Below are 26,385 nucleotides of genomic sequence, written 5' to 3'. Positions count from 1 at the left end.
TCTTGTGTGTGGGCGGCGTGGCATTCTGGGGCCTTTACAGCTCTGCCGGACGGGACGGCGGACGTCCTGCTGGGCAAGGCGAGGGGGATGACAGGCTCATGAGGCTCTGCTTTCTGGTGGAGGAGCACTACCGGCACGACGGCATGCCGCTCGACGTGGCGCGCCAACTCACCGCGTGGGGCCACCGGGTGGACCTGCTGCGCCCCGGCAACGCGCTGATGGCGATCTCCGAGGCGGTCCGGGCGGGCAGCCATGACGCCTGGGTGCTCAAGACCGTCTCCGGTGGTCCCGGCCTGACCCTGCTGGAGGCGGCCGCCGCCGTCGGCCTCACCACGATCAACGACGTCCGCTCCATCCGCGGCGTCCGGGACAAGGCGCTCGCCGCGGTGATCGCCCGTACCCGGGGTCTGCCCGTCCCGGTCACCTACGCGGCCGCCCGCTGGGAACGGCTCGCGGAGATCCCCGCCTCCGAGTACCCGCTCGTGGTGAAGCCCGCCGACGGCAGTTCGGGGCGGGCCGTGAGGCTCGTCCCGACCCCGGAGCACCTCGCCGAACTCGGTCCCGAACTGGACGGCGAGAGCCTGCTGATCGCCCAGCCGTACGTGCCCAACTCCGGTACCGATCTCAAGGTGTACTGCGTCGACGGCGAGCTGTACGCGACCGAGCGCTGCTCGCCGCTCCACCCCGGCCAGGGCGTACGCGAACGGCAGGTGCCGCTCAGCGGCGATGTCGCGCGGATCGCCGCCCAGGTCGGGGAGGTGTTCGGTCTCGATCTCTACGGGGTCGACGTGCTGCTCGGCCCGGACGGTCCGGTGGTCGTCGACATCAACGACTTCCCGAGTTTCCGTCAGGTGCCCGACGCGGTCGCCCGGGTCGCCCGGGCGGTGCTGCGACTGGCCCGCACCGGGACGGCCGTCTCCGCCCCGGCGCCCGCCCTGGAGTCCGTTCCCGCCCCGGCGCCGGGGGTCGTACGGCTGCCCGCGCAAGGGGCCGCCCTCGGGGTGCCCGCTCAGGTGGGCGGTTCCGCGTTCGGCGCCGATTTCGGGGGAGCCGGGTACGACGGGGCCCGCCTCGGCGGCTCGATATGAGGATCTGCCTGCTCACCCCCGACCCCGGTCACCCGCTGCTCGCCGCCACCGCAGGGCTGCTGAGGCCCCGCCACCTGGTGGAGAGCCTCGACCCCAACGCGGGCGACGGTCCGCCCGCCGACCGGCTCGGCCCCGGCCCGCTCGCCGACGTCTACCTGCTCAAGGCCCGTACGCCCCGGGCCCTCGCGTTCGCCCGCCACCTGGAGGAGCGGGGCGCCCCGGTCATCAACTCGGCCGCCGCGACCCGGTTCTGCCAGGACCGCACCGGCATGGCCGAGCTGGCCCGCTCGGCCGGTCTGCCGTTCGCCGCCACCCGTACCGCGGCCCGCCTCGCCGACCTGGCCGAACCCGGCTTCCCGCTGGTCGTCAAGAGCCGCTACAGCCGCCGCCACGACCTCGTCGCCCGGGTCGACGACGCCGCCGGGCTGCGTGCCCTCGCCGAGCGCTGGCCCGACGAGCCCGTGGTGACCCAGCCGTACCTCGCCAACTCCGGCTGGGACCAGAAGCTGTGGGTGATCGCCGGGCAGGTGTTCTGCGCCCGGCGCCGGTCCGAGCTCGCCGAGCCCGCGCTTGTCGAGCCGGTGCTTGTCGAGCCGGCACCCGCCGGGGCCGCCGCGGGAGCCGCCCACGGCAGCCCGTTCGGGCCGGGGGACCTGCCGGCCGAGCGGGTGGACCTCGCGCGGCGGGTCGGCGAGGTGTTCGGCCTCGACGTGTACGGCGTCGATCTGCTCGACGGGCCCGCCGAACCCGTGATCGTCGATGTCAACGCCTTTCCCGGCGTCCGCGGGCAGGCCGGCGCGCCCGAGGCGCTGGCCGCGCTGGCGCTGCGGGTGGCGGGCCGGGGCGGCGCCGGCGGCCCCCGGGTGCCCGGACCGCGCGGTGCGGGGTGGCCCACCAGCAGTCGTTAGGCTTGCCCTTCCGGTCGGACGGCGAACCGGATGGCGGGAGAAGACGGACGTTGCTGCAGGACATCGAGCCCTACCTGGCCTGCCCGCACTGCGCGCAGGCGCTCACCCCGGACGGGCGCACCCTGCGCTGCCCGTCGGGGCACAGCTTCGACATCGCCAGGCAGGGCTACGTCAGCCTGCTCGCCGGTGACGCCCACACCGGCACCGGCGACACCGCCGGGATGGTCGCCGCCCGCAGCGACTTCCTCGCCGCCGGCCACTACCGGCCGATCGCCGACGCCCTCGCCGAGGCCGCCGCGGCGGCCGCCCCGGAGGGTCTCGTCGCGGACCTCGGCGCCGGTACCGGCCACTATCTCGCCCATGTCCTCGACGCCCTTCCCGGCAGCCCCGGCGCGGCCCTGGACATCTCCAAGTACGCGCTGCGCCGGGCCGCCAGGGCCCACCCCCGGATCGGGGCCGTCGTCTGTGACGCCTGGCGCCCGCTGCCGCTGCGGGACGGGTCCGCCGGGCTCGTGCTGAACGTCTTCGCGCCGCGCAACGGTCCGGAGATCCGCCGTGTGCTGCGCCCCGGCGGCACGCTGCTGCTGGTCTCGCCGACCTCCCGCCACCTGCGCGAACTCGTCGCCGCCCTGGGCCTGCTCTCGGTCGACGAGGAGAAACAGCGCCGGATCGAGGAGAAGCTCGGCCCCTACCTCGACCCGGCCGGGCAGCGGGAGGTCGAGTTCACGATGCGGTTGTCGGCGGCCGACGTCCGCACCGTCGTCGGGATGGGCCCGAGCGCCTGGCACACCGACCGGGAGGTGCTGGAGGACCGGCTCGCCGCGCTGGCCGACCCGGTCGAGGTGACCGCCTCGGTGACGGTGGCGGTCTATCGGCGCTGACGGTACGGCGGGTGGTGGCTGTCGGGGCGACGAGCGCTTTGTCCCCGGGACCTCGTTGGGATGAATCTGCCGAGCAGGCACGTTTCTCCCGTCCGACCTGCGGCTAACGTCCGACGGGTGAACCGCGACGCCACCCGGCCCGCCGTGCCGGCCCACCCCCGTCCGAGCGCTCCGGGGCCCGGTCGACCGCCCGTCCAGCGCCCCATCGTCGAGGAGATCCGGCTCGCCTCCTTCAAGTCCTACCGGCGCGCGACACTGCCGCTCGCGCCCCTGACCGTGCTGCACGGCCCCGCCGGCGTCGGCAAGTCGAACGTCCTCGACGGGCTCGCCGTCCTCTCCCGGCTCGCCCTCGGCGAGGAGATCGCCGATTCCCTCAACGGCCTGCCGGGCCGGACCGGACCACTGGCCGTCCCCGTGCGCGGCGGCCTGGAGGGCTGCGTCCCGCACGGCCGGAACGCGATCATCCTCGGCTGCACCGTCCGTTCCGGTGACGGGCCGATCCGCCTGGAGCTCGTGATCCGCACCGACGGGCCCGTCCGGATCGCCCGTGAACGGCTCACCCTCGACGGCCGGACCCTGGTCGAGACCGGTGAACAGGACGTCCGCAACCAGCGGGTCAACGTCAGCTGGCACAACGACACCCGCCAGGGCGACATCCGGGCGCCCTTCCCCGGAAACACCATGATCACTTCGCAGATCCCCCTGCGGGTGGCCGGATCCTCCCCCGGCGAGCGCAAGGTGCTGGCCGCCGCCGAACAGCTGCTCACCGCCCTGCGCGAGGTCTTCCCCGTCCACCCCGTACCCGCCCTGATGCGCGGCTGGGCCCGCCCGAACCCGCAGGCCAGGCTGCTCAGCACCGCCGCCAACATCTCCGCCGTGATCGCCCGGCTCAGCAACGAATGCGGCCGCCGGTACGGCCAACTGCTGCGCGTCGTCCAGTCCGCCGCGCCGCACCCGCTGCTCGGGCTCGACCTCGCGCACCGGGGTACCGGCGCCGACCAGCGGGTCCTGGCCGTCTTCGACGAGGGCGTCCTCGGCCGCACCGGCGTCGACCAGGCCTCCGACGGCATGCTGCGCCACCTCGCGTTCGCCGCCGTGCTGCTCACCGGGGCCGGCGTGCTCGACCTGGATGCGGCCGCCGAGGTCCCCTGGGCGCACCGGCAGCTCACCGTGCTCGCCGACGACCTCGGCGCCGGGCTCAGCACCGAGCAGGCCGCCTCGCTGCTGCGGCTCGCCCGTGAGATGTCCGGGCGCAACCAGCTGCGCGTGCTGGCGGCGCTCCAGGAACCGGCTGCCGCCCGGGAGGCGTTCGGCGGGTCGGGCGGGCTGCCGCCGGGGGCCACGCTGGTCGAGTGCCGACGGGACCCGGGCTCCGGCCACACCGTGCTGCGGACGGAGACGGCGCGGGTACCGGCCCAGGCGGTGCGCGGGTGCGGGCCGGTAGGGGAGCCCGGGGTGACCGTGGGGACGGAGCCGGGGGCGGTGCCGGAGACGGTGGTGGATGCGGTAGACCTGGACGGGTGAGTGAACGAGTGACGGAGTCCGGGGCTGGCCCGGTGGAGCCCGGAGCGGCGTCCGGCGAGGCCGCGGTCCCCACGCTGGAGAGCCTGCGGCAGCGGTTGGTGGAGTTCGCCGCCGCGCGTGGCTGGGAGCCCTTCCACACGCCCAAGAATCTGGCCGCCGCGCTGACCGTGGAGGCCGGCGAGCTGCTGGAGATCTTCCAGTGGCTCACACCGGAACAGGCCGCGTCGGTGATGTCCGATCCGGACAGCGCCCATCGGGTGCGCGACGAGGTGGCCGATGTCCTCGCGTATCTGGTGCAGTTCTGTTCGGTGCTGGGAGTGGATCCGCTGGCGGCCCTCGCGGCCAAGATCGAACGGAACGAACTGCGCTTCCCGGTTCCTGGGCCTGGGTCGGGGTTGGGGTTGGGATCGGGGAGTGGGGCAGGGGGCGGATCGGGGTTCGGCGTCGACTCGAACGTAGGCGATTAACCCTTGTGGGGGATGGAAGTTATCCACACCCCCGGGCTTTTCCACAGGCTTTGACGAGGTGGCCGCATCCGGCCGCGCCCCGACGCACGCTTTCGCCGTGACCACGTGACCGCCATACCGGCGGTCGCGGTCGACGGCGAAACGAGCGAGAAGGGGGTGGCGGGCCGATGGAGGCGCTGCGACTCATCAGGACGGCCAGGCACGCGCTGGCCGAGGCCAGGGAGGTACCGGAGGTGCTGGCCGAGGCGCGGCAGGCCGCGCTGCTCACCGAGGCGGTGGGCGCTCGGCTGTCCGAGCTGGACGACGGCGAGTTGGCCGGGCTCGGCCGGCAGCTGTCCGAGGCCGGCGCCCACGCGGCCGGCTGCCTGGACCAGACCTGGTCCGACCGGTGCGCCCCGCCGGGCTGGGGTGGCAGCGGACGGGCCGGGCGGCTCACCGATCTCGGTGAGCTCGCCCCGGCCCTGGGTGAACTCGGCGGCCTGCTGCAGGACGTCGGCGAGGCGCTGGTGGTGCTGGCCTGCGGCGCCGACACCGAGAGCCTGTACTGGACCTGCATCGACGGGGTCGACGCCGGGGCGGAGTGCAAGGACGTGGTAGGTCGGCTGAGACAGACCGTCGGCGCGGCGGCGGGGGAGGAGGGCGCCGATACCGCATCCGGTCCCGGCGGGGTGGCGGACGGCGCGGCCGGTCCACCGCCGCCCTGGGCTTCGGCGACCGGGCGGGCATCGCCGCCACTGGTCCTCCGGCTCGGTCCTCCGGTCGGTGGCACTGCGGAGGGCGGGGCTGAGCAGGGTGGGGCCGCGGAAGGCAGGGCCGCTCCGCCGGGCTGTCGGGCGTCGGGCGCGGCGGCCGCCTCGGAACAGGGTTCGGAGCGGAGGGCCGCCGTTTCGGTCGGCCGTGCACGGTGATGCGGCCGGCGGCGGTCCGGTCGGGCCGCGCGGACGACAGGGCGGCTGGACGACAGGGCGGGCGGACGGCAAGCGCAGCGGCCCCGGCGCCGTCACCCGGCACCGGGGCCACCCCGCACAGTCGTGTTGCCGCAGCGCTGATGCGGCAACACGAGAGGCGGTCAGTTGTGAGCGTGCAGCTCGGCGTTCAGGCCGCCCCAGGAGCCGGAGCGGGCGATCACCTCGACCGCGCCCGTCTGGGAGTTGCGGCGGAACAGCAGGTTGTCCTGGCCGGACAGCTCGACCGCCTTGGCCACCTTGCCGTCCGGGGTGGTCACCCGGGTGCCGGCGGTCACGTACAGGCCGGCCTCCACGACGCAGTCGCTGCCCAGCGAGATGCCGATGCCCGCGTTGGCACCGAGCAGGCAGCGCTCGCCGACCGAGACGATCTGCTTGCCGCCGCCCGACAGGGTGCCCATGATCGAGGCGCCGCCGCCGATGTCGCTGTGGTCGCCGACCACGACGCCCGCGCTGATCCGGCCCTCGACCATCGAGGTGCCCAGCGTGCCGGCGTTGAAGTTGACGAAGCCCTCGTGCATCACGGTGGTGCCGGTGGCCAGGTGGGCGCCGAGCCGGACGCGGTCCGCGTGGGCGATGCGCACACCCGAGGGGGCGACGTAGTCGGTCATCCGCGGGAACTTGTCGATGCCGTAGACGGCGAGCTGGCCGCCCTGGGCGCGCACCGCCAGACGGGCCTGCTCGACCTTGTCCACCTGCACCGGGCCGATGCTGGTCCACGCCACGTTGGCCAGCAGACCGAACAGGCCGTCCAGGTTCTGGCCGTGCGGCTTCACCAGACGGTGGCTCAGCAGGTGCAGGCGCAGGTAGGCGTCGTGCGCGTCGATCGGCTTCTCGTCCAGCGAGGCGATCGTGGTGCGCACGGCGACCACCTCGACGCCGCGGCGTACGTCGGTGCGGAGCGCCTCGGCGGCGCCGGCGCCCAGCTCGGCCTCGGCCTGCTCGGCGGTCAGACGGACGGTGCCGGCCGGGCCGGGCTCGGCGGCCAGCGCGGGGGTGGGGTACCAGGTGTCGAGGACGGTGCCGTCGGCGGCGATGGTGGCCAGACCGGCGGCGACGGCGCCGCTTGCGCGGGAGGTGGATTCAGCAGTCACATCGTGCACGTTAACGAATGCGGGCCGTCGGTGCCGAACACGCTCACCGTGCGGACGCGGCGGCCCGCCGTCCGCCGGGGGAGCCGCGCGGCCGCCCGCGCCGGCTCCGGACCTCGGATAAACCCGGTGCTCAGAGGGGTGGTGCTGGGCAATACTCGTGCAGGTGTTCATGTCGATCTCCACCACAGGCACCGCCGAGAGCCCTGCCACCGACCTCGGCTTTCTTCTCCACAAGCACCCGGGCAAGGTCCAGCGGTTCGGGACTTCGCACGGCGAGGCCCATGTCTTCTACCCAGAGGCGAGCGACGAGCTCTGCACGGCCGCTCTGCTACTGGAGGTCGACCCGATCGCGCTGGTCCGCCGGGGCCGGGGCAAGGGCCGCGGCGGCTCCCCGGACTTCGCGCTCGCCCAGTACGTCAACGACCGCCCCTACGCCGCGTCCTCACTGCTGGCGGTGGCCCTGCGGACGGTGTTCCGGACGGCGATGAAGGGCGTCTGCGAGGGCCGCCCCGGGCTGGCCGACCAGGCCCGGCCACTGCGCATCTCCCTGCCCGCGGTGCCCGCCAACGGCGTCGGCGAGGGCGGTGGCGTGGCGATGGTGGCCAGGCTCTTCGAGCCGCTGGGCTGGCAGGTCGAGGCGGCGGCGATCCCGCTGGACGCGGCCTTCCCCGAGTGGGGCGAGTCGCGCTACGTCCGGATCGAGCTGACCTCCGACGCGCTGCGCCTGGCGGACGCGCTCCAGCAGCTCTATGTCCTGCTGCCGGTGCTCGACGGGGCCAAGCACTACTGGGTCGCCCCGGACGAGGTCGACAAGTTGCTCGCGGCCGGGGAGGGCTGGCTCGCCGACCACCCCGAGCGGGCTCTGATCGCCCGTCGCTATCTGTCCCGGCGCTGGTCGCTCACCCGGACGGCGATGGAGCGGCTGGAGCTGGCCCGGCTGGCGGAGGCCGACGACCGCGAGGTCGAGGAGATCGACAACGCGGTCGACGACACCGACCGGACCGGGAGCACGCCGGACGCCGGGGCCGCTGCGGCCGACGCCCCGGTGCGGCCGGGCGAGCAGGAGGAGAAGCAGATCTCCCTCGCCGAGCGGCGCCGGGTGGCGATCCTGGCCGCGCTGAGTGAGGTCGGGGCGGCCCGGGTGGCCGATCTCGGCTGCGGGCAGGGCGAGTTGATCGGCGCGTTGCTGAAGGACCCCCGGATCGCCGAGGTCCTCGGCGTGGACGTCTCCGCGCGGGCGCTGTCCGCGGCCGCGCGCAAGCTGAGGCTGGAGCGGATGTCGGAGCGCCAGGCGGCCCGGGTCACGCTGGTCCAGGGCGCGCTGACGTACACCGACGCGCGGCTGAAGGGCTTCGACGCGGCCGTGCTCTGCGAGGTCATCGAGCACCTGGACCTGCCCCGACTGCCGGCCCTGGAGTACGCGGTGCTCGGCGCGGCCCGCCCGGCGGCGGTCGTCGTCACCACGCCGAACGCCGAGTACAACGTCCGCTGGGAGAGCCTGCCGGCCGGTCACGTCCGGCACGCCGACCACCGCTTCGCGTGGGACCGCGCACAGTTCCGTGCCTGGGCCGAGCGGGTCGCGGCGACGTACGGCTACACGGTCGTGGTCCGCCCGGTCGGCCCGGAAGACCCGGAGGTGGGCGCGCCGACTCAGCTCGCCCTCTTCCGGATCGGTACCCCGGTCGCGGCTACCGTCGTCGGTACCGCCATCGCCGGTACTACCCCTGCCGGTACCAGTACTGGTACCGGCATTGACACCGACACCGACACTGACACCGACGCTGTTGCCCGCACGACGCCCGAAGGGGGCGAGACCCGATGACCGACGACGTACTGTCCGAGTCGCCGCTGGACGAGGCAGCCCCTGCCGGGCAGGCGGGCACCGCCGGGGCCGTGAACCCCGCCGAGCCGGCCACCCCCGCCGAGCCGGATGCCTCCGGCCGGGGCCGTCGGCTGCCGGTCACGGACGTCTCCCTCGTCGTGCTGATCGGCACCAGCGGCGCGGGCAAGTCCAGCTTCGCCCGCAAGCACTTCCTGCCGACCCAGGTGATCTCCTCGGACTTCTGCCGGGGCCTGGTGGCGGACGACGAGAACGACCAGTCGGCCTCCTCCGAGGCCTTCGACGTGCTGCACTACATCGTCGGCAAGCGCCTGGCCGCCGGTCGGCTGACCGTGGTGGACGCCACCAACGTCCAGCAGGAGGCGCGCAAGCAGCTGGTCAGGATCGCCCGTGACCACGACGTGCTGCCGATCGCGATCGTGCTGGACATCCCGCCGGGTGTCTGCGCCGAGCGCAACAAGACCCGGCCGGACCGGCAGCTGCCGGCCCACGTGATCCCGCGGCAGAACCGGGAACTGCGCCGCTCGCTGCGCGGGCTGGAGCGTGAGGGCTTCCGCAAGGTGCACATCCTGCGCGGTGAGGCCGAGGTGGAGTCCGCCGAGATCGTGCCGGAGAAGCGCTTCAACGACCTGCGCCACCTCACCGGCCCGTTCGACATCGTGGGCGACATCCACGGCTGCCGCTCCGAGCTGGAGACCCTGCTCACCCGCCTCGGCTACACGCTCACCCGGGACGCCGTGAACCGCCCGGTGGACGCCGTGCACCCGCAGGGCCGGACGGCGGTCTTCGTCGGTGACCTGGTCGACCGCGGCCCGGACACGCCGGGTGTGCTGCGCCTGGTGATGGGCATGGTGGCGGCCGGGCACGCGATCTGTGTCCCGGGCAATCACGAGAACAAGCTCGGCCGGGCGATGGACGGCAAGAAGGTCACCGTCTCGCACGGCCTCCAGGAGTCGCTGGACCAGCTGGCGGGTGAGTCGGAGGAGTTCCGCGCCGAGGTCCGGGCGTTCATGCGTGGTCTGATCAGCCACTACCTGCTGGACGGTGGCGCCCTGGTGGTCTGCCACGCCGGTCTGCCGGAGAAGTACCACGGCCGCGCCTCCGGCCGGGTGCGCTCGCACGCGCTGTACGGGGACACCACCGGCGAGACCGACGAGTACGGGCTGCCGGTGCGCTACCCCTGGGCGGAGGAGTACCGGGGCAGGGCGCTGGTGGTCTACGGCCACACGCCGGTGCCGATGGCGAGCTTCCTCAACAACACCATCTGCCTGGACACCGGGTGCGTCTTCGGCGGCAGCCTGACCGCGCTGCGCTACCCGGAGCGCGAGCTGGTCGGCGTCGAGGCCGAGCGGGAGTGGTACGAGCCGGTCCGGCCGATGCTCACGGACGCGCCGGGCTCACGCGAGGGCCGTCCGCTGGACCTCGCCGATGTGGCGGGCCGTCGGGTCGTCGAGACGACGCTGCACGGCCGGGTCGCCGTCCGGGAGGAGAACGCGGCCGCCGCGCTGGAGGTGATGAGCCGGTTCGCGATCGACCCGCGGCTGCTGGCGTACCTCCCGCCGACGATGGCACCGAGCGCCACCTCGCGCCGGTCCGGCTACCTCGAACACCCGGAGGAGGCCTTCTTCGCCTACCGCGAGGACGGCGTCCAGCAGGTGATCTGCGAGGAGAAGCACATGGGCTCCCGCGCGGTGGTGCTGGTCGCCCGGGACGACACGGCGCTGGAGAAGCGGTTCGGCATCGCCGGGCCGGGCGCGATCTGGACCAGGACCGGCCGGGCGTTCCTCAGTGACGACGAGCTCACCTCGGCCGTGCTGGGCAGGGTGCGGGCCGCGGCCGAGCGCTCCGGGCTGTTCGAGGAGCTGGGCACCGGCTGGCTGCTGCTGGACGCCGAGCTGATGCCGTGGTCGCTCAAGGCCGTCGAGCTGCTGCGCCGCCAGTACGCGGCGGTCGGCGCGGCGGCGGGCGCGGCGCTGCCCCCGGTGCTCTCCGTGCTTGAGCAGGCGGCCGGCCGTGGGCTGGACGTGGCAGGGCTGACCGCTCGCCAGCGGCAGCGCGCCGCCGACGCGCAGGCGTTCGTCGAGGCCTACCGGCGGTACTGCTGGCCGACCGAGGGCCTGTCGGGCATCCGGCTGGCGCCGTTCCAGGTGCTGGCGGCCGAGGGGGCGAACCTCGCGGTGCGCCCGCACGACGAGCACCTCGCCTGGGCCGACCGCCTGGTCGAGGCCGACCACGCCGGTGGCACGGACAGCGATGACGGCGGCGACGGCTCGCGCACCCCGATCCTGCACCGGACCGGCCGGCTGCTGGTGGACACCACCGACGAGGCGTCCGTCGCCGCGGGCATCGCCTGGTGGGAGGAGCTGACCGGGGCTGGTGGCGAGGGCATGGTGGTCAAGCCGCTGGCGTCCCTGGTCCGCGGCAAGGCGGGCGAGGGCAGGCCGGGCGGGCTGGTCCAGCCCGGGGTGAAGGTACGCGGTCGGGAGTATCTGCGGATCATCTACGGCCCGGACTACACCGAGTACCTGGACCAGTTGCGGCAGCGCTTCCTCGGCCACAAGCGCTCCCTGGCGCTGCGCGAGTACGCGCTCGGCCTGGAGGCGCTGGACCGGCTGGCGGCCGGCGAGCCGCTCTGGCGGGTGCACGAGCCGGTCTTCGCGGTGCTCGCGCTGGAGTCCGAGCCGGTCGACCCCCGGCTGTAGCGGCAGAGGTGTACGGGCCCTACGGTCGTTCCGTGGGGCCCGTACCACCGTAGTTATTGCATACAAATTCCGAGTATCGTATACAATTTCCGCTTCATCCCCGTCCCGTCACCCCAGGAGCCCGGCATGGCGTTCAACCTCCGGAACAGGCACTTCCTCAAGGAGCTCGACTTCACGCCCCAGGAGTTCCGCTTCCTGGTGGACCTCGCCGCCCAGCTCAAGGCGGCGAAGTACGCGGGCACCGAGCAGCCCCGGCTGCGCGGCAAGAACATCGCGCTGATCTTCGAGAAGACCTCCACCCGGACGCGCTGCGCCTTCGAGGTCGCCGCCCACGACCAGGGCGCGACCACCACCTACCTGGACCCGGCCGGCTCGCAGATCGGCCACAAGGAGTCGATCAAGGACACCGCTCGGGTGCTCGGCCGGATGTTCGACGGCATCGAGTACCGGGGCCACGGCCAGGAGATCGTCGAGGAGCTGGCCGCGTTCGCCGGTGTTCCGGTCTGGAACGGCCTCACCGACGAGTGGCACCCCACCCAGATGCTCGCCGACGTGCTGACGATCAAGGAGCACACCGCCAAGCCGCTCACCGAGGTCGCCCTCGCCTACCTCGGCGACGCCCGCTCTAACATGGGCAACTCGCTGCTCGTGACCGGCGCCCTGCTCGGTATGGACATCCGGATCGTCGCGCCCCGTGCGCTCTGGCCGGCCGAGGACGTCCAGAAGGCGGCCAACGCGCTCGCCGAGTCCACCGGTGCCCGGATCACCCTCACCGAGGACGTGGACGCGGGCGTGGCCGGTGCCGACTTCCTCTACACCGACGTCTGGGTCTCGATGGGTGAGCCCAAGGAGGTCTGGGCCGAGCGGATCGCCCTGCTCAAGCCGTACCAGGTGTCGATGGACACCGTCCGGGCCACCGGCAACCCGGCCGTGCGGTTCCTGCACTGTCTGCCCGCCTTCCACGACCTCGGCACGGTGGTCGGGCAGCAGATGCACGAGGCGACCGGGATGTCCGAGCTGGAGTGCACCGACGAGTTGTTCGAGTCGGAGCACTCCATCGTGTTCGACCAGGCGGAGAACCGCCTGCACACCATCAAGGCCGTGCTGGTCGCCACTCTCGGGGCGTAGCTCAGAACTCCAGGTTCACACAGGCGGCCCGGTCGCCCGCGCCGTGCGGGCCGGCCGGGCTGCCGGCGTGCAGCACCAGCGAGCGCGCCTCGCCCGGCCGGGGGTGCCAGGCCACCGAGGTCGTCGCAGCGGCGTCGCCCCGGTCGTCGGTGTGCAGGGTCAGCCGCAGCTCGTTGCTCTCATTGGCGTACGCGGGGTCGGTGGACGGCTGCACCGGGTCCACGGCGTCCTGGTAGTGCGGGCCGGACGCGGCCGGGTCGGCGCCGCACGTACCGGTGTGCAGATGGGCCGGGAAGTCATGGTCCGGGGCGAGGCCGGCGGTGGTCAGCGTCAGCACCGTCCGCCCGGCCACCGTGCGGTCCACCACCACCCGGACGTGGGAGCCGTAGGGCACCAGGTCCGGTGCGTGGCTGATGGCGGCCGGCGGGACGAAGGCCGTGGCCGGATCGAAGTCGGCCTCGATCACCAGGAGCGGCAGGGCGGGGACGGCGGTCGAAGCCGTTGCGGCGGGCGCGGCGGGCGCCAGCAGGGCGAGCGGGAGCAGCGCGGCGGCGTACGAAGCGGGCATCGGAGGGCCTTTCGGGGCTGCGGAACGGGCGTGCCCCCTGCTCAACGGCCGCCGCCCCGAACGGACACCCCCGCCAACGGACACCCCCGCCCATGAGTCCGCCCCGGCCCGCCCGCCCGCACCTCGCCCGGTCTCACTCCGCCGAGCGCCGGATGCCCCGGATCTCGCAGCGCGGTCCGCTGGCGCGCATCAGCCGCAGGTCCGCCGTCACCAGCGGCGCCCCGTACTGTTCGGCGACCGCTACATAGGCGGCGTCGTCCGGGGTGAGGTTGTCCTTGAGCTCCCAGATCCGGCCGAGCAGCGGTGCCAGTTCGACCTTCCGGATCGCCAGTGAGGGCAGCCGGGCCGCGAGCTCGCCGACCCGTTCGGCGGTGAGCTCCTTCGCCAGGTAGAGCCCGCGCAGCGACTGCATCACCTCGATCAGCAGGTGCTCGGGGGCGACCCACTCGCCGCCCGCCGCGAGTTCGGCCCGGGCGGCCTCCCCGCGCTCGCCCTCGTCCGCCAGCGCGAGCACCAGTGCCGACGCGTCCACCACGATCATCAGTAGGCCCCCGGCCTGTCCCAGCGTGTCAACTGACGGCCACCGTACCCGGGCGCGGAGCCGCCGGGAGGGGAGGGGGGGGGGAGAGCCCGGAGGGAGGGGAGCGCGGGGTGCGAGGGGAGGCCCGGAGGGGGTGTTCCGGCGACGGGAAGGCCGTCGAAAAGCTGCGCGAAGGCCGCTGGTGGGCGGAGGGTGGAGTGGGGGGTGGTGCCGACGTGGTGAACGCGGCACCATGCACTATGGTTTATCTCGACATCGAGATAACTGCCCACTACGATATATCTCGACATCAAGATACTTGCCGAGAGGCGCTCGCCGGCGATGCGGGAAAGGTAAGCCTAAGTAAGGCTGACCTTACCACCGCGTGGGCCGGATACCGCACGAAGCACCTAGAAGGAGTCAGTCGTGTCCGCGAACAGCTTCGACGCCCGCAGCTCGCTGCAGGTGGGCGACGAGTCGTACGAGATCTTCAAGCTCTCCGCCGTCGAGGGTTCCGAGCGGCTGCCGTACAGCCTCAAGGTGCTGCTGGAGAACCTGCTCCGCACGGAGGACGGCGCGAACATCACCGCCGACCACATCCGCGCCCTCGGCAACTGGGACGCCACCGCCCAGCCGAGCCAGGAGATCCAGTTCACCCCGGCCCGCGTGATCATGCAGGACTTCACCGGTGTGCCGTGCGTGGTCGACCTCGCCACCATGCGTGAGGCCGTCAAGGAGCTGGGCGGCGACCCGGCCAAGATCAACCCGCTGGCCCCGGCCGAGCTGGTCATCGACCACTCCGTCATCGCCGACAAGTTCGGCACCCCGGACGCCTTCGTCCAGAACGTCGAGATCGAGTACGGCCGCAACAAGGAGCGCTACCAGTTCCTGCGCTGGGGCCAGACCGCGTTCGACGAGTTCAAGGTCGTCCCGCCCGGCACCGGCATCGTCCACCAGGTGAACATCGAGCACCTGGCCCGTACCGTCATGGTCCGCGGCGGCCAGGCGTACCCGGACACCTGCGTCGGCACCGACTCGCACACCACCATGGTCAACGGCCTGGGCGTGCTGGGCTGGGGCGTCGGCGGCATCGAGGCCGAGGCCGCGATGCTGGGCCAGCCGGTCTCCATGCTGATCCCGCGCGTGGTCGGCTTCAAGCTCAACGGCCAGCTGCCGGCCGGCACCACCGCCACCGACCTGGTGCTCACCATCACCGAGATGCTGCGCAAGCACGGTGTGGTCGGCAAGTTCGTCGAGTTCTACGGCGAGGGCGTCTCGGCGATCCCGCTGGCCAACCGCGCCACCATCGGCAACATGTCGCCGGAGTTCGGCTCGACCTGTGCGATCTTCCCGATCGACGCCGAGACCATCAGCTACCTGAAGCTCACCGGCCGCGACGAGCAGCAGCTCGCCCTGGTCGAGGCGTACGCCAAGGAGCAGGGCCTCTGGCACGACCCGTCGGTCGAGCCGGCCTACTCCGAGTACCTCGAGCTGGACGTCTCCACCGTCGTCCCGTCGATCTCCGGCCCGAAGCGCCCGCAGGACCGCGTGATCCTGGCCGAGGCCGCCGAGAAGTTCGCCGAGGCGCTGCCGGCCTACTCCGCCGAGGCCTCGAAGCCGACCACCGTCACCGCCCCCGACGGCTCGACGTACGAGATCGACAACGGCGCGGTCGTGATCGCCTCGATCACCTCCTGCACCAACACCTCCAACCCCTCCGTCATGCTGGGCGCCGCCCTGCTGGCGAAGAAGGCCGTGGAGAAGGGCCTGCGGGTCCAGCCCTGGGTCAAGACCACCCTGGCGCCCGGCTCCAAGGTCGTCATGGACTACTACGAGAAGGCCGGCCTCCTCCCGTACATGGAGAAGCTGGGCTTCAACCTGGTCGGCTACGGCTGCGTCACCTGCATCGGCAACTCGGGCCCGCTGCCCGAGGAGGTCTCGGCCGCCGTCAACGAGGCCGACCTGGCGGTCGTCTCGGTGCTCTCCGGCAACCGCAACTTCGAGGGCCGGATCAACCCGGACGTCAAGATGAACTACCTGGCCTCGCCGCCGCTGGTGGTCGCCTACGCCCTCGCCGGCAACATGAACATCGACATCGCCAAGGACGCCCTGGGTCAGGACGCCGACGGCAACGATGTCTTCCTCGCCGACATCTGGCCGTCCGAGAAGGAGGTCGCCGACGTCGTCGCGGGCTCCATCGACGAGGCCATGTTCGACAAGGGCTACCAGGACGTCTTCGCGGGCGACCACCGCTGGCAGTCGCTGCCCGTCCCGACCGGCAACACCTTCGAGTGGGACGCCGAGTCCACCTACGTCCGCAAGCCCCCGTACTTCGAGGGCATGGCCAAGACCCCGAGCCCGGTGACCGACATCGCCGGCGCCCGCGTCCTGGCCAAGCTGGGCGACTCGGTCACCACCGACCACATCTCCCCGGCCGGCAACATCAAGCCGGGCACCCCGGCGGCGCAGTACCTGACCGCCAACGGTGTGGAGAAGCGCGACTTCAACTCGTACGGCTCGCGCCGTGGCAACCACGAGGTGATGATCCGCGGCACCTTCGCCAACATCCGTCTGCGCAACCAGATCGCGCCGGGCACCGAGGGCGGCTACACCCGCGACTTCACCCAGGCCGACGGCCCGGTGTCGTTCATCTACGACGCCGCGCAGAACTACCAGGCCGCCGGCACCCCGCTGGTCGTCCTGGCCGGCAAGGAGTACGGCTCCGGTTCGTCCCGTGACTGGGCCGCCAAGGGCACCGCGCTGCTGGGCGTCAAGGCCGTCATCGCCGAGTCGTACGAGCGCATCCACCGCTCGAACCTGATCGGCATGGGCGTCCTGCCGCTGCAGTTCCCGGAGGGCGAGAACGCCGACTCCCTCGGCCTGACCGGCGAGGAGACCTTCTCCTTCACCGGTGTGACCGAGCTCAACGAGGGCCGCACCCCGGCGACCGTCAAGGTCAAGGCGGTCGGCGCGGCCGCGACCATCGAGTTCGACGCGGTCGTCCGCATCGACACCCCCGGTGAGGCGGACTACTACCGCAACGGCGGCATCCTGCAGTACGTGCTGCGCAGCCTGATCGGCTGACAGCCGGGGCGGCGGGGCTGATCCCCCGTCGGTAAAGAGACAGTCAAGAGGCCGGATCGCGTCACTGTGGTCCGGCCTCTTGTGCGTCTCGATCAAATGGACTAAACCTCTGTGTCAGCTTGGTCCAGACCATTTGATGCTGAATCAGAGAAAGCCGCAGGTCTTCTCGTATGCGCATGCTCAGTCGTACCGCTGCCCTCATCGCCGCCGCCACGGTGGCCGCCACGATCGCCGCCCCCACGGCCCAGGCCCAGGACCGTGACAACGGCCCGAAGCTCAAGGGGCAGCGGGTCGGCTACTTCACCCAGTGGGGCGCCGACAGCTCCGCCAAGCGGGTGCAGGAGTCCGGCCAGGCCGGGAAGATCACCGTCATCAACTACGCCTTCGGCAACGTCTCCGCCGACGGCACCTGCTTCGAGACCAACGACGCGGGCCAGGGCGACGCCCTGAACGACTACCAGCGCCCGTTCAGCGCCGCGGAGTCGGTGGACGGCGTGGCCGACACCGCCGACCAGCAGCTCAAGGGCCACTTCAACCAGCTGCGCAAGCTCAAGGCCAAGAACCCGCAGCTGAAGACGGTGATCTCGCTCGGCGGCTGGAGCTGGTCCAAGTACTTCTCGGACGCGGCCGCCACGGACGCCTCCCGCAAGAAGTTCGTCTCCTCCTGCGTCGACCTCTACCTCAAGGGCAACCTGCCCCGCCTCGGTACCGCGGAGGGCGGCACGGGTGTGGCCGCGGGCGTCTTCGACGGCATCGACCTCGACTGGGAGTACCCGGGCGGCGGCGGTGACGAGGGCAACATCGTCCGGCCCGAGGACGGCCGCAACTTCACCCTGCTGGTGCAGGAGTTCCGCCGCCAGCTGGACGCGCTCAGCGGCAAGAAGGGCCCGCACTACCTGCTGACCGCCGCCGTGGCCGCCAACGAGACCGTCGCGGACCGGCTGGAGCTGCCGGAGCTGGCCCGGTCGATCGACTGGCTCAACCTGATGACCTACGACCTGCACGGCCCGTGGGAGGGCAAGGGCCCGACCAACCACCAGGCCAACCTCTACTCCGACCCGCACGACCCCGAGCCGCGCCAGCGCAGCGCGGACAAGGCCGTCGACCACTACGCCCAGCTCGGCCTGCCGTCCCAGCAGACCGTGCTCGGCACGCCGCTCTACGGCCACGGCTGGACGAACGTCCCGGCCGGCAACCGCAACGGCCTGCACCAGCCGGCCAGCAGCGCCGCCCCCGACCTGTCCTACAAGGAGATCAACGCGCTGCCCGGCAAGGTCTACGTCGACCGCGACCACGGCGCGTCCTGGAAGTACGACGGCAGCACCTTCTACAGCTACGACAACGCCGAGGTGCTCACCGAGAAGGCCCGCTACGCCCGTTGGAACGACCTGGCCGGTGTGATGGTCTGGTCGCTGGACGGCGACGACGCCCAGGGCAGCGGGATCGCCGCCCTGGACCGCGGTCTGCGCGGCAACTGAGGCCCGCCGCAGGCTGACAGGCCCCGCAAACCGAGGACCCCGCCGCGAACGTTCGCGGCGGGGTCCTCCCTTCGGACGGCCGGGCTCAGCCGCGGTCGCAGGCCTGCGCGGAGAGCGCCCGGGCCAGGTCGTCACGGCACTCCAGCACCAGCCGGCGCAGCGCGGGCGCGGCGCCCGGGTGGCCGTCGAGCCAGCCGTCCACCTCGGCCAGGGTCTGCTCGCTGGTCTGCGCGCGGGGGAAGAAGCCGCCGACGATCCGCATCGCGATCTCGATCGTGCGCTCGGCCCAGACCCGCTCCAGCAGCTTGAAGTACGGCGCCGCGTACAGCGCGGTGAGGTCGCGGTGGGCGGGCACCGCGAAGCCCGCGATGTTCGCCTCGACCAGGGCGTTGGGCAGTTCGTCCGAGTCGATCACGGCCGACCAGGCGGCGGCCTTGGCCTCGGCGGTCGGCCGGGCGGCCAGGCACTCGGTGTACTGCCGCTTCCCACTGGCGGTGTGGTCGGCCTTCAGCTCCTCGGCCAGCTCCTCGTCGGTGGCCTGGCCGGCCACCGCCAGTGCCAGCCAGAGCGACCAGCGCAGCTCCTGGTCCACGTCCAGGCCGTCGATCCGGGCGGTGCCGGCCAGCAGACCGCGCACCAGGCCGAGGTGCTCGGAACCACTGGCGGTCTGCGCCAGGAAGCGGGCCCAGGCCAGCTGGTGGTCGCTGCCGGGGGCGGCGGCGCGCAGCTCGCGCAGCGCGCCGTCGGCCAGCAGCCGGCCGCCCTCGCCGCGCCAGGCCGGGTCGGCGTACAGGTCGACGGCGCTCCTGGCCTGCTGGTGCAGTGACTGCAGCACGCCGATGTTGGACTCCTGCCCGGCGAAGCGCAGCACCAGGGCGACGTAGTCGTGGGCCGGCATCAGGCTGTCGCGGGTCAGGTTCCACACCGCGGACCAGGCGAGCGCCCGGGCCAGGTCGCTCCGGATGTCGCCGAGACCGGTGCGCAGCGTCTCCAACGACTCGGCGTCGAAACGGATCTTGCAGTACGTCAGGTCGTCGTCGTTGAGCAGCACCAGCGCGGGCCGGGCGCGGCCGACGGCCTCGGCGACCACGGTGCGGGCGCCGGTGACGTCCAGCTCGATCCGCTCGGTGCGCACCAGCGTGCCGTCGGCGTCCCGGTCGTAGAGGCCGACCGCGATCCGGTGCGGGCGCAGGGTCTCGCCGTCCTGGAGGAGGGCGAGTTCGGTGATCCGGCCCTCGGAGTCCACCGTGACCTGCGGGGTGAGCGAGTTGACACCGGCGGTCTGCAGCCAGGTGGCGGCCCAGGACTTGAGGTCGCGGCCGCTGGTCTCCTCCAGGATGTCCAGCAGGTCGGTGAGTTCGGTGTTGCCGAAGGCGTGCCGCTTGAAGTAGCGGCGGGCGCCCTCGAAGAAGGCCTCCGAACCGGCGTACGCCACCAGTTGCTTGAGCACCGAGGCGCCCTTGGCGTAGGTGATGCCGTCGAAGTTGAGCTTGGCGTCCTCGAGGTCGCGGATGTCCGCGGTGATCGGGTGGGTGGTCGGGAACTGGTCCTGCCGGTAGGCCCAGGCCTTGCGCTGGTTGGCGAAGGTGACCCAGGCGCCGGAGTAGCGGGTGCGGGCGCCGATCAGCGCGTAGGAGCCCATGAAGTCGGCGAACGACTCCTTCAGCCACAGGTCGTCCCACCAGCGCATGGTGACCAGGTCGCCGAACCACATGTGGGCCATCTCGTGCAGGATGACGTTGGCCCGGCTCTCGTAGGCGGCGTCGGTGACCCTCGAACGGAAGATGAACTCCTCGCGGAAGGTCACGCAGCCCGGGTTCTCCATCGCGCCGATGTTGTACTCGGGCACGAAGGCCTGGTCGTACTTGCCGAAGGGGTACGGGTAGTCGAACTCCTCGTGGAAGAAGTCGAGTCCGAGCTTGGTGACGCCGAGGATCTCGTCCGCGTCGAAGTAGGGCGCGAGCGACTTGCGGCACAGCGCGGAGAGCGGGATCTCCAGGGTGGTGCCGTCGGGCAGCACGCGGCTGTAGTGGTCGCGGGCGACGTGGTACGGGCCGGCGACGACGGCGGTCAGATAGGTGGAGATCGGCTGGGTGGGGGCGAACTCCCAGACGCGGGCGGCGCCTTCGTCGGTCACGCGCTCGTGGACGGCGTTGGACCGGACGTCCCAGGCGGCCGGCGCGGCGACGGTGAAGGTGAACGGCGCCTTCAGGTCGGGCTGTTCGAAGTCGGCGAAGACCCGGCGGGCGTCGGCCGGCTCGTAGTGGGTGTAGAGGTAGGTCTCGCCGTCCACCGGGTCGGTGAAGCGGTGCAGGCCCTCGCCGGTGCGGCTGTACGCGCAGTCGGCGTCCACGACGAGGACGTTCTCCGCGGCCAGGCCGTCGACGTGCACCCGGGCGCCGTCGAAGGCGGTGGCCGGGTCGAGCGCGCGGCCGTTGAGGACGACCGAGCGCACGGTGGGGGCGAGCAGGTCGAGGAAGGTCGAGGCGCCCGGCTCGGTGCAGCGGAAGGCGATCGTGGTGGTGGAGCGGAAGGTGGCGGCCGCCGGGTCGGGGGCGGAGGTCACGTCCAGCCGGACCTGGTAGCCGTCCACGGCCAGGATGCTGGCCCGCTGCTGGGCTTCGTCGCGGCTCAGGTTCTTACCCGGCACGGCGGTACTCCTTTGTCCGGCTCGCATGGTGGTGCGTTCATCGGGTGATGCGGTCTGGGTGCGGTGTCGTACGCACCGATGGCATCCTTTCACGGCTCGCCACGCCGGTACCATTGCACAGGCCGACTCCGTCGTCCCGGAATCAGCGGTGCGGGGCGGGCGTTGGGTCCGGGGAAGACCCCGTGCGGGGCCCGCCTCACCACTCACGAAGGACGACAGCCGTGACGACTGCCGCTGAGCGCAAGACCGCCGACTTCTGGTTCGACCCGGCCTGCCCGTGGGCCTGGATGACGTCCCGCTGGCTGATCGAGGTCCAGCAGCTCCGCCCGGTGGACGTGAACTGGCACGTGATGAGCCTGTCCGTGCTGAACGAGCACCGTGATCTTCCGCAGGAGTACCGCGACCTGCTGGACAACGCCTGGGGCGCGGTCCGGGTCTGCGTCGCCGCCGCCCAGAAGCACGGGGAGGAGGTGCTCGGGCGGCTCTACACCGAGCTGGGCACCCGCTTCCACAACCAGGCCCTGCCGCAGAACCGCGAGACCGTCGAGGCCGCCCTGGTCGCGGCCGGCCTGCCGGCCGAGCTGGCCGACGCGGCCGACACCGACGCGTACGACGAGGCCCTGCGCGCCTCGCACCAGGAGGGCATCACCCTGGTCGGCGAGGACGTCGGCACCCCGGTGATCGCGGTCGAGGGCGTGGACGGCGAGCGGGTCGCCTTCTTCGGCCCGGTGGTCACCCCGGCCCCGCGCGGCGAGGCCGCCGCCCGGCTGTGGGACGGCACCCTGCTGGTCGCCTCCACCCCCGGCTTCTACGAGATCAAGCGCACCCGCACGGCGGGCCCGTCCTTCGAGTAGCCCCGGCAGCGCACACCACGAGGGCCCGGTACCGACGCGAGCGGTACCGGGCCCTCGTGCTGTGCCGTTCTCAGTGCGCCCGGGCGTCCCGGCGCTGCTTGAGCAGGCCCGCCGCGGACAGTACGGCGACCAGCACACCGGCCGCGTACAGCTGTTGCCGGTTGCCCTCGGTGGTGGTCATCAGCCCGAGGATGCCGACCACGGCGGCCATCGCGATCCAGGTCAGGTACGGGTAGCCCCACATCCTGACGCTGAGCAGCTCGGGTGCCTCGCGCTCCAGCCGGCGGCGCATCCGCAGCTGGACGACGCAGATGAACAGCCAGACCACCAGGATGGCGACGCCGGTGGTGTTCATCAGCCAGGTGAAGACGGTGTCCGGCCAGAACTTGGCGGCCAGGACCGCGGCGAAGCCGAACAGGCAGGAGGCCAGCACGGCCCGCCGGGGCACCCCGCCGCCGACCTTCGCCAGCGCCTTGGGCCCCTGGCCGCGGCCGACCAGCGAGTACGCCATCCGGGAGGCGCCGTAGATGTTGGCGTTCATCGCGGAGAGCAGGGCGATCAGCACCACGGCCTCCATGATCGTCCCGGCACCGGGCACGCCCAGGTGGCGCAGGACCGTCACGTAGGGGCCGTTCTGCACGACCGCCGGGTCCTTCCAGGAGACCAGGGTGACGACCAGGGCCATCGAGCCGATGTAGAAGATCGCGATGCGCCAGACCGCCGTGCGCACCGCGTTGGCGACGTTCTTCTTGGGGTCGTCGGACTCGGCGGCGGCGATGGTGACGGTCTCCAGACCGCCGTAGGCGAACACCGAGGCGAGCAGGCCGACGATCAGCCCGCTGACGCCGGTGGGCAGGAAGCCGCCCTGGCCGGTGAGGTTGTGGGTGCCGGGCGCGCCAGGGCCGAGCACGCCGGTGACGCCGAGCGCGCCGAGCACCAGGAAGGCGATGATCGCGGCGACCTTGATGGCGGCGAACCAGAACTCGAACTCGCCGAAGTTCTTCACCGCGGTGAGGTTGCTGGCGCAGAAGAAGACCATGAACAGGGCGACCCAGACCCAGGACGAGACGCCGGGGACCCAGCCGTTGACGATCCGCCCGGCGGCGGTGGCCTCGGCGGCGACGCCGCAGCAGAGCATCACCCAGTACATCCAGCCGGCGGTGATCCCGGCCCAGGGACCGAGCTCCTTCTCGGCGTGCACGGAGAAGGAGCCGGAGGCCGGGCGCGCGGCCGACATCTCGCCGAGCATCCGCATGATCAGCATGACCAGCAGGCCGGAGAAGGTGAACGCCAGGATGATGGCGGGCCCGGCCGCCGCGATGCCCGCCCCGGAGCCGACGAAGAGGCCGGCGCCGATCACCCCGCCCAGCGCGATCATCGAGAGGTGACGCTGCTTGAGGCCGTGGGAGAGCTGCTGGCCGCCGGCCGGGGAAGCGGTGGAGGTCGTCCCCGGCGTCGACGGCGCGGTGGTACGGGCCATGAGGGTGGATCCAGACTGTTCGGAATGCGGTGCGATTTGCCCAATATCCGGTGACACGGCTGTCCATGCCAAGAATGCCCCATTCCGGACCACGATGCGGACCGGCCGGTGACGGTAAGCGGCACAGGAGGTCACATTGCGTCGTCTCGGCCGGACCCGACAACGTCCGCCCGCGGCGGTTTGTCAGGTTCCCCGACGGTGACGAAGTGGATCAGCGCGTAGGTTCACAGATGTTCACTCACCTGATCATCCGATCGCCGACCCGTCCCCACCGTGCGGAGGAACCCCGATGGCCACTGCCAGCACCCCGATACCGAGCCGCGCCGTTCTGGCCGACCTGCTGCCCGCCGCGAGCACCCGGCTGGGCGCCCAGGTCCGCGACCTGGCCCTGGTGGCCGGCGGCGCCGCCCTGACCGGTGTGGCCGCCCAGCTCTCGGTGAACATCCCCGGCTCGCCGGTGCCCGTCACCGGCCAGACCTTCGCCGCGCTGCTGGTCGGCACCGCGCTGGGGGCCCGCCGGGGCATCGCCTCGCTCGGCCTCTACCTGCTCGCCGGCCTGGCGGGCCTGCCCTGGTTCGCCGAGGGCACCTCCGGCTGGGCGATGCCCTCGCTCGGCTATGTGCTCGGCTTCGTCCTCGCGGCCGGCCTCACCGGCGCGCTGGCCCGCCGCGGCGCCGACCGCACCCCGCTGAACACCGCCGCCACCATGGTCCTCGGCAGCCTCGCCATCTACGCCGTCGGCGTGCCGTACCTGGCCTTCTCGCTGGACGTCCCGCTGGCCCGGGCCGCCGAGCTGGGCCTCTACCCGTACCTGGTCGGCGACGCCCTGAAGGCCGCCTTCGCGGCCGGGGCCCTGCCGCTCGCCTGGAAGCTTCTCGGCCGCCGCTGAGCGCCCCCTGCGCGGCCCGGGCGCGCGCGCATGCCACACTCATGGGCATGCGCGTGTACCTGGGCTCCGACCATGCCGGATACGAACTGAAGAACCACCTCGTGGAGTGGCTGAAGGAGGCCGGCCACGAGCCCGTCGACTGCGGGCCGCACATCTACGACGCCGCCGACGACTACCCGCCGTTCTGCCTGCGGGCCGCCGAGCGCACCGCCGCCGACCCGCAGGCGCTGGGCATCGTGATCGGTGGCTCGGGCAACGGCGAGGCGATCGCCGCCAACAAGGTCAAGGGCGTGCGGGCGGCGCTGGCCTGGAGCGAGCAGACCGCCGCGCTCGGCCGCGAGCACAACAACGCCAACGTGGTCTCCATCGGCGGCCGGATGCACACCCGGGAGGAGGCGACCAAGTTCGTCGAGGTCTTCCTCAACACCCCGTACAGCGGCGACGAGCGGCACACCCGCCGGATCGAGATGCTGAGCGACTACGAGACCACCGGCGAGCTCCCGCCCATCCCGGCCCATCACCCGCAGGGCTGATCACCCCTCCCGACTCCTTGACGGCCGGCCGCGTGTCCCCACCGCGGCCGGCCGTCGTGCGTGCGGTGGAGCGAGCGCCGGCGGCGGAGTCACCGACGCTGTCACCGCCGCCGTCACCGGCCCCGCCGACGGCTGTGTCACCGGCTGTGTCATCGGCCACAGCGCCCACGGCGCCCACTCCGCCTGGCCGGCGCGCAAACAATGGTGCGCGCGGGGCGCAGGCGCCGTCCGTGTGGTTCGTACGCCCAACCGGCGCATGCTTCCTGACGCAGCGGCTGCGACCGCCGCAATCGGCCGAAACCCGCTGACGCGCCCGCGCCACGCCGCTGCCGCCCGTGCGCGAGCCGTCGACGCCGACCCGTACCGCTGGATAGGGTCGGGCCCCATGGCTGGCAGACCGCCGGGCGCACCGCCCCAGACGACTGCGACGAGGCCCGGCGCCGCTGTGGTGTCGGACCCCGTGACGGCCCGGTTGCGCAAGAGGCTCCGCCGGGTCCGCCGAAGGCTGCGCACCGCCGGTGTCGACTACTTCCGCGGCGGCGCCGCCGACTGGCCCGTGCTCTGCGCACTGTCCCTGCTGGTCCCGCTGCTGATCCTGCTCAACATCTGGATCCCCGCCTGGGCCCCGCCCACCTCCCTGGTGCTGCCCATCCTGGCCGCCGCCCTGCTGCTTCGCCCCGGCTCCCTGGTGGTGCTGTACGCGCTGGCCGCGCTCGGCCTCTCCGCCGAGTCCGTCATCCACACCGGCCAGCGGGTCGCCAGCGAGAACCCGGACGCCTACACCTACGGCGTCACCCCCGGCGCCGCCCTGGTGGTCGGTGCGGCCGGGGTCGGCGGTCTGCTGCTGGCCCAGTTCCGCAGCCGGGTCGGCGTGCCCTGGTGGGGCGGCTCGACCATGCTCTTCGACCTGCGCGAGCGGCTGCGGGTGCAGAGCCGCGTCCCCGAGCTGCCCGCGGGCTGGCACGCCGACATGGCGCTGCGCCCGGCCGGCGGGCAGTCCTTCTCCGGGGACTTCGTGGTCGCCGCCCGGACCGGCCCCGGCCAGCGGGTGCTGGAGGTGGTCCTCGCGGACGTCTCCGGCAAGGGCATGGACGCCGGCTCCCGGGCGCTGCTGCTCTCCGGCGCCTTCGGCGGCCTGGTCGGTTCGCTGCCCGCGCACGACTTCCTCCCCGCCGCCAACGGCTACCTGCTCCGCCAGTCCTGGGAGGAGGGCTTCGCCACCGCCGTCCACCTGGTGCTCGACCTGGACACCGGTGAGTACGAGCTGCTCTCGGCCGGGCACCTGCCGGGCATGCAGCGGCTCGCGGGCGCGGGGTGCTGGGAGATCAAGGAGGCCACCGAGGGCCCGTTGCTCGGCATCTACGACGGCGCCAAGTTCGAGGGCGTCCGCGGCCGGCTGAACCGCGGTGACGTGCTGCTGCTCTGCACCGACGGCATGGTGGAGGCGCCCGGCCGGGACCTCTCCGAGGGGATGGACCGGCTGATGGGCGAGGCCGACCGGCTGGTCCCCGGCAGCGGTCCCGACGCCGGCAGCGGCGCGGCCTCCCGGCTGATCGAGACGGTCGCCCGGGACATCAACGACGACCGCGCGGTGCTGCTGCTCTGGCGTGACTGACGCCTCCTCGGCCGCCCTTGAACGGGGCACATGCCAAGGGCAGCCGCTGTCAAGCCTGGTAGCTGATCTTCAGCCATTTCCGGTCCGCCGTCAGCAGAGCGGACCAGCCTGTTCCGC

Annotated in this window: 20 protein-coding genes; 15 read left to right on the top strand and 5 right to left on the bottom strand. The window is 72.5% G+C overall.

Features of this window, described 5'->3' with window-relative positions; genetic code table 11:
• Positions 1-98: 98 nt before the first annotated feature.
• The 6 genes from ACIO5D_RS33585 to ACIO5D_RS33560 all read left to right on the top strand — a co-directional run bounded on the left by ACIO5D_RS33585 (position 99) and on the right by ACIO5D_RS33560 (position 5,776).
• Entirely contained in the window at positions 99-1,088 is a 990-nt protein-coding gene (locus tag ACIO5D_RS33585; RefSeq protein ID WP_363607583.1) for an ATP-grasp domain-containing protein, read from the top strand.
• A complete protein-coding gene (locus tag ACIO5D_RS33580; RefSeq protein WP_400651893.1) occupies positions 1,085-1,996 on the top strand; it encodes a RimK family alpha-L-glutamate ligase in 912 nt (303 codons plus the stop codon). The genes ACIO5D_RS33585 and ACIO5D_RS33580 overlap by 4 nt, the downstream gene beginning before the upstream one ends.
• A 50-nt stretch (positions 1,997-2,046) precedes the next feature.
• The gene (locus ACIO5D_RS33575; RefSeq protein WP_400651896.1) at positions 2,047-2,877 is read left to right on the top strand and encodes a putative RNA methyltransferase; all 831 of its coding nucleotides are present in this window, start codon (positions 2,047-2,049) and stop codon (positions 2,875-2,877) included.
• A 117-nt stretch (positions 2,878-2,994) separates the two neighbouring features.
• Complete coding sequence (locus ACIO5D_RS33570; protein ID WP_400799739.1) at positions 2,995-4,401, top strand: AAA family ATPase; 1,407 nt, start codon at positions 2,995-2,997, stop codon at positions 4,399-4,401.
• A gap of 83 nt (positions 4,402-4,484) precedes the next feature.
• On the top strand, positions 4,485-4,868 hold the full coding sequence (locus ACIO5D_RS33565) for a nucleotide pyrophosphohydrolase (RefSeq protein WP_400799744.1): 384 nt from the start codon (positions 4,485-4,487) through the stop codon (positions 4,866-4,868).
• Between the two features lie 167 nt (positions 4,869-5,035).
• On the top strand, positions 5,036-5,776 hold the full coding sequence (locus ACIO5D_RS33560) for a DUF6099 family protein (RefSeq protein WP_400651902.1): 741 nt from the start codon (positions 5,036-5,038) through the stop codon (positions 5,774-5,776).
• 161 nt (positions 5,777-5,937) lie between these two features.
• Here ACIO5D_RS33560 and dapD read toward each other — a convergent pair whose 3' ends face one another.
• Positions 5,938-6,927, bottom strand: coding sequence for a 2,3,4,5-tetrahydropyridine-2,6-dicarboxylate N-succinyltransferase (gene dapD, locus ACIO5D_RS33555; protein ID WP_400651904.1), 990 nt, complete (start codon positions 6,925-6,927; stop codon positions 5,938-5,940).
• A 163-nt stretch (positions 6,928-7,090) separates the two neighbouring features.
• On the opposite strand from dapD, the gene ACIO5D_RS33550 reads away from it, so the two are divergent.
• From ACIO5D_RS33550 to argF, 3 genes are all read left to right on the top strand, one after another.
• A complete protein-coding gene (locus ACIO5D_RS33550) occupies positions 7,091-8,749 on the top strand; it encodes a 3' terminal RNA ribose 2'-O-methyltransferase Hen1 (protein WP_400799736.1) in 1,659 nt (552 codons plus the stop codon).
• Complete coding sequence (locus tag ACIO5D_RS33545; protein WP_400799733.1) at positions 8,746-11,469, top strand: polynucleotide kinase-phosphatase; 2,724 nt, start codon at positions 8,746-8,748, stop codon at positions 11,467-11,469. The genes ACIO5D_RS33550 and ACIO5D_RS33545 overlap by 4 nt, the downstream gene beginning before the upstream one ends.
• 126 nt (positions 11,470-11,595) lie before the next feature.
• The gene (gene argF, locus ACIO5D_RS33540; protein ID WP_363607575.1) at positions 11,596-12,597 is read left to right on the top strand and encodes an ornithine carbamoyltransferase; all 1,002 of its coding nucleotides are present in this window, start codon (positions 11,596-11,598) and stop codon (positions 12,595-12,597) included.
• A 1-nt stretch (position 12,598) separates the two neighbouring features.
• Here argF and ACIO5D_RS33535 read toward each other — a convergent pair whose 3' ends face one another.
• Both ACIO5D_RS33535 and ACIO5D_RS33530 read right to left on the bottom strand, forming a co-directional pair.
• Complete coding sequence (locus ACIO5D_RS33535) at positions 12,599-13,165, bottom strand: superoxide dismutase family protein (RefSeq protein ID WP_363607574.1); 567 nt, start codon at positions 13,163-13,165, stop codon at positions 12,599-12,601.
• Positions 13,166-13,298: 133 nt separating this feature from the next.
• Positions 13,299-13,706, bottom strand: a complete 408-nt coding sequence (locus ACIO5D_RS33530) for a type II toxin-antitoxin system VapC family toxin (RefSeq protein ID WP_400651912.1) — start codon at positions 13,704-13,706, stop codon at positions 13,299-13,301.
• A gap of 405 nt (positions 13,707-14,111) precedes the next feature.
• Here ACIO5D_RS33530 and acnA point away from each other — a divergent pair, with 405 nt between their 5' ends.
• Together acnA and ACIO5D_RS33520 are read left to right on the top strand one after the other, a co-directional pair.
• A complete protein-coding gene (acnA, locus tag ACIO5D_RS33525) occupies positions 14,112-16,769 on the top strand; it encodes an aconitate hydratase AcnA (RefSeq protein WP_400799730.1) in 2,658 nt (885 codons plus the stop codon).
• Between the two features lie 176 nt (positions 16,770-16,945).
• Positions 16,946-18,247: a glycoside hydrolase family 18 protein gene (locus tag ACIO5D_RS33520; RefSeq protein WP_400799726.1), complete on the top strand. Its 1,302-nt coding sequence runs from the start codon at positions 16,946-16,948 to the stop codon at positions 18,245-18,247.
• Between the two features lie 85 nt (positions 18,248-18,332).
• Here ACIO5D_RS33520 and pepN read toward each other — a convergent pair whose 3' ends face one another.
• Positions 18,333-20,897 (bottom strand): aminopeptidase N, encoded by a 2,565-nt coding sequence (gene pepN / locus ACIO5D_RS33515; protein ID WP_400761730.1) that lies wholly within the window; start codon positions 20,895-20,897, stop codon positions 18,333-18,335.
• A 221-nt stretch (positions 20,898-21,118) separates the two neighbouring features.
• Here pepN and ACIO5D_RS33510 point away from each other — a divergent pair, with 221 nt between their 5' ends.
• Entirely contained in the window at positions 21,119-21,751 is a 633-nt protein-coding gene (locus ACIO5D_RS33510; RefSeq protein ID WP_363607569.1) for a DsbA family protein, read from the top strand.
• A 70-nt stretch (positions 21,752-21,821) separates the two neighbouring features.
• On the opposite strand, the gene ACIO5D_RS33505 is transcribed toward ACIO5D_RS33510, so the two are convergent.
• Positions 21,822-23,231 carry an amino acid permease gene (locus tag ACIO5D_RS33505; protein WP_400799724.1) on the bottom strand — a complete coding sequence of 470 codons (1,410 nt, stop codon included), beginning with the start codon at positions 23,229-23,231 and terminating at the stop codon, positions 21,822-21,824.
• Positions 23,232-23,520: 289 nt separating this feature from the next.
• On the opposite strand from ACIO5D_RS33505, the gene ACIO5D_RS33500 reads away from it, so the two are divergent.
• The 3 genes from ACIO5D_RS33500 to ACIO5D_RS33490 all read left to right on the top strand — a co-directional run bounded on the left by ACIO5D_RS33500 (position 23,521) and on the right by ACIO5D_RS33490 (position 26,268).
• The gene (locus ACIO5D_RS33500) at positions 23,521-24,120 is read left to right on the top strand and encodes a biotin transporter BioY (RefSeq protein ID WP_363607567.1); all 600 of its coding nucleotides are present in this window, start codon (positions 23,521-23,523) and stop codon (positions 24,118-24,120) included.
• A 47-nt stretch (positions 24,121-24,167) separates the two neighbouring features.
• Positions 24,168-24,653 carry a ribose-5-phosphate isomerase gene (locus ACIO5D_RS33495; protein WP_363607566.1) on the top strand — a complete coding sequence of 162 codons (486 nt, stop codon included), beginning with the start codon at positions 24,168-24,170 and terminating at the stop codon, positions 24,651-24,653.
• Positions 24,654-25,113: 460 nt separating this feature from the next.
• Entirely contained in the window at positions 25,114-26,268 is a 1,155-nt protein-coding gene (locus tag ACIO5D_RS33490; protein ID WP_363607565.1) for a PP2C family protein-serine/threonine phosphatase, read from the top strand.
• Positions 26,269-26,385: the final 117 nt, after the last annotated feature.

The organism is Kitasatospora sp. NPDC087315 (assembly GCF_044744345.1).
Classification (GTDB): domain Bacteria; phylum Actinomycetota; class Actinomycetes; order Streptomycetales; family Streptomycetaceae; genus Kitasatospora.
The sequence above is the reverse complement of the archived record's forward strand: the minus strand, read 5'-3'. Positions and strand labels throughout refer to the sequence as shown.

Bases quoted from the DNA above. Each gene is read 5' to 3' on its own strand.
- ACIO5D_RS33585 (WP_363607583.1), top strand. From the start codon at position 99: ATGAGGCTCTGCTTTCTGGTGGAGGAGCACTACCGGCACGACGGCATG.
- ACIO5D_RS33580 (WP_400651893.1), top strand. From the start codon at position 1,085: ATGAGGATCTGCCTGCTCACCCCCGACCCCGGTCACCCGCTGCTCGCC.
- ACIO5D_RS33560 (WP_400651902.1), top strand. From the start codon at position 5,036: ATGGAGGCGCTGCGACTCATCAGGACGGCCAGGCACGCGCTGGCCGAG.
- ACIO5D_RS33545 (WP_400799733.1), top strand. From the start codon at position 8,746: ATGACCGACGACGTACTGTCCGAGTCGCCGCTGGACGAGGCAGCCCCT.
- argF (WP_363607575.1), top strand. From the start codon at position 11,596: ATGGCGTTCAACCTCCGGAACAGGCACTTCCTCAAGGAGCTCGACTTC.
- ACIO5D_RS33535 (WP_363607574.1), bottom strand. From the start codon at position 13,165: ATGCCCGCTTCGTACGCCGCCGCGCTGCTCCCGCTCGCCCTGCTGGCG.
- ACIO5D_RS33530 (WP_400651912.1), bottom strand. From the start codon at position 13,706: ATGATCGTGGTGGACGCGTCGGCACTGGTGCTCGCGCTGGCGGACGAG.
- ACIO5D_RS33520 (WP_400799726.1), top strand. From the start codon at position 16,946: ATGCTCAGTCGTACCGCTGCCCTCATCGCCGCCGCCACGGTGGCCGCC.
- ACIO5D_RS33505 (WP_400799724.1), bottom strand. From the start codon at position 23,231: ATGGCCCGTACCACCGCGCCGTCGACGCCGGGGACGACCTCCACCGCT.
- ACIO5D_RS33500 (WP_363607567.1), top strand. From the start codon at position 23,521: ATGGCCACTGCCAGCACCCCGATACCGAGCCGCGCCGTTCTGGCCGAC.
- ACIO5D_RS33495 (WP_363607566.1), top strand. From the start codon at position 24,168: ATGCGCGTGTACCTGGGCTCCGACCATGCCGGATACGAACTGAAGAAC.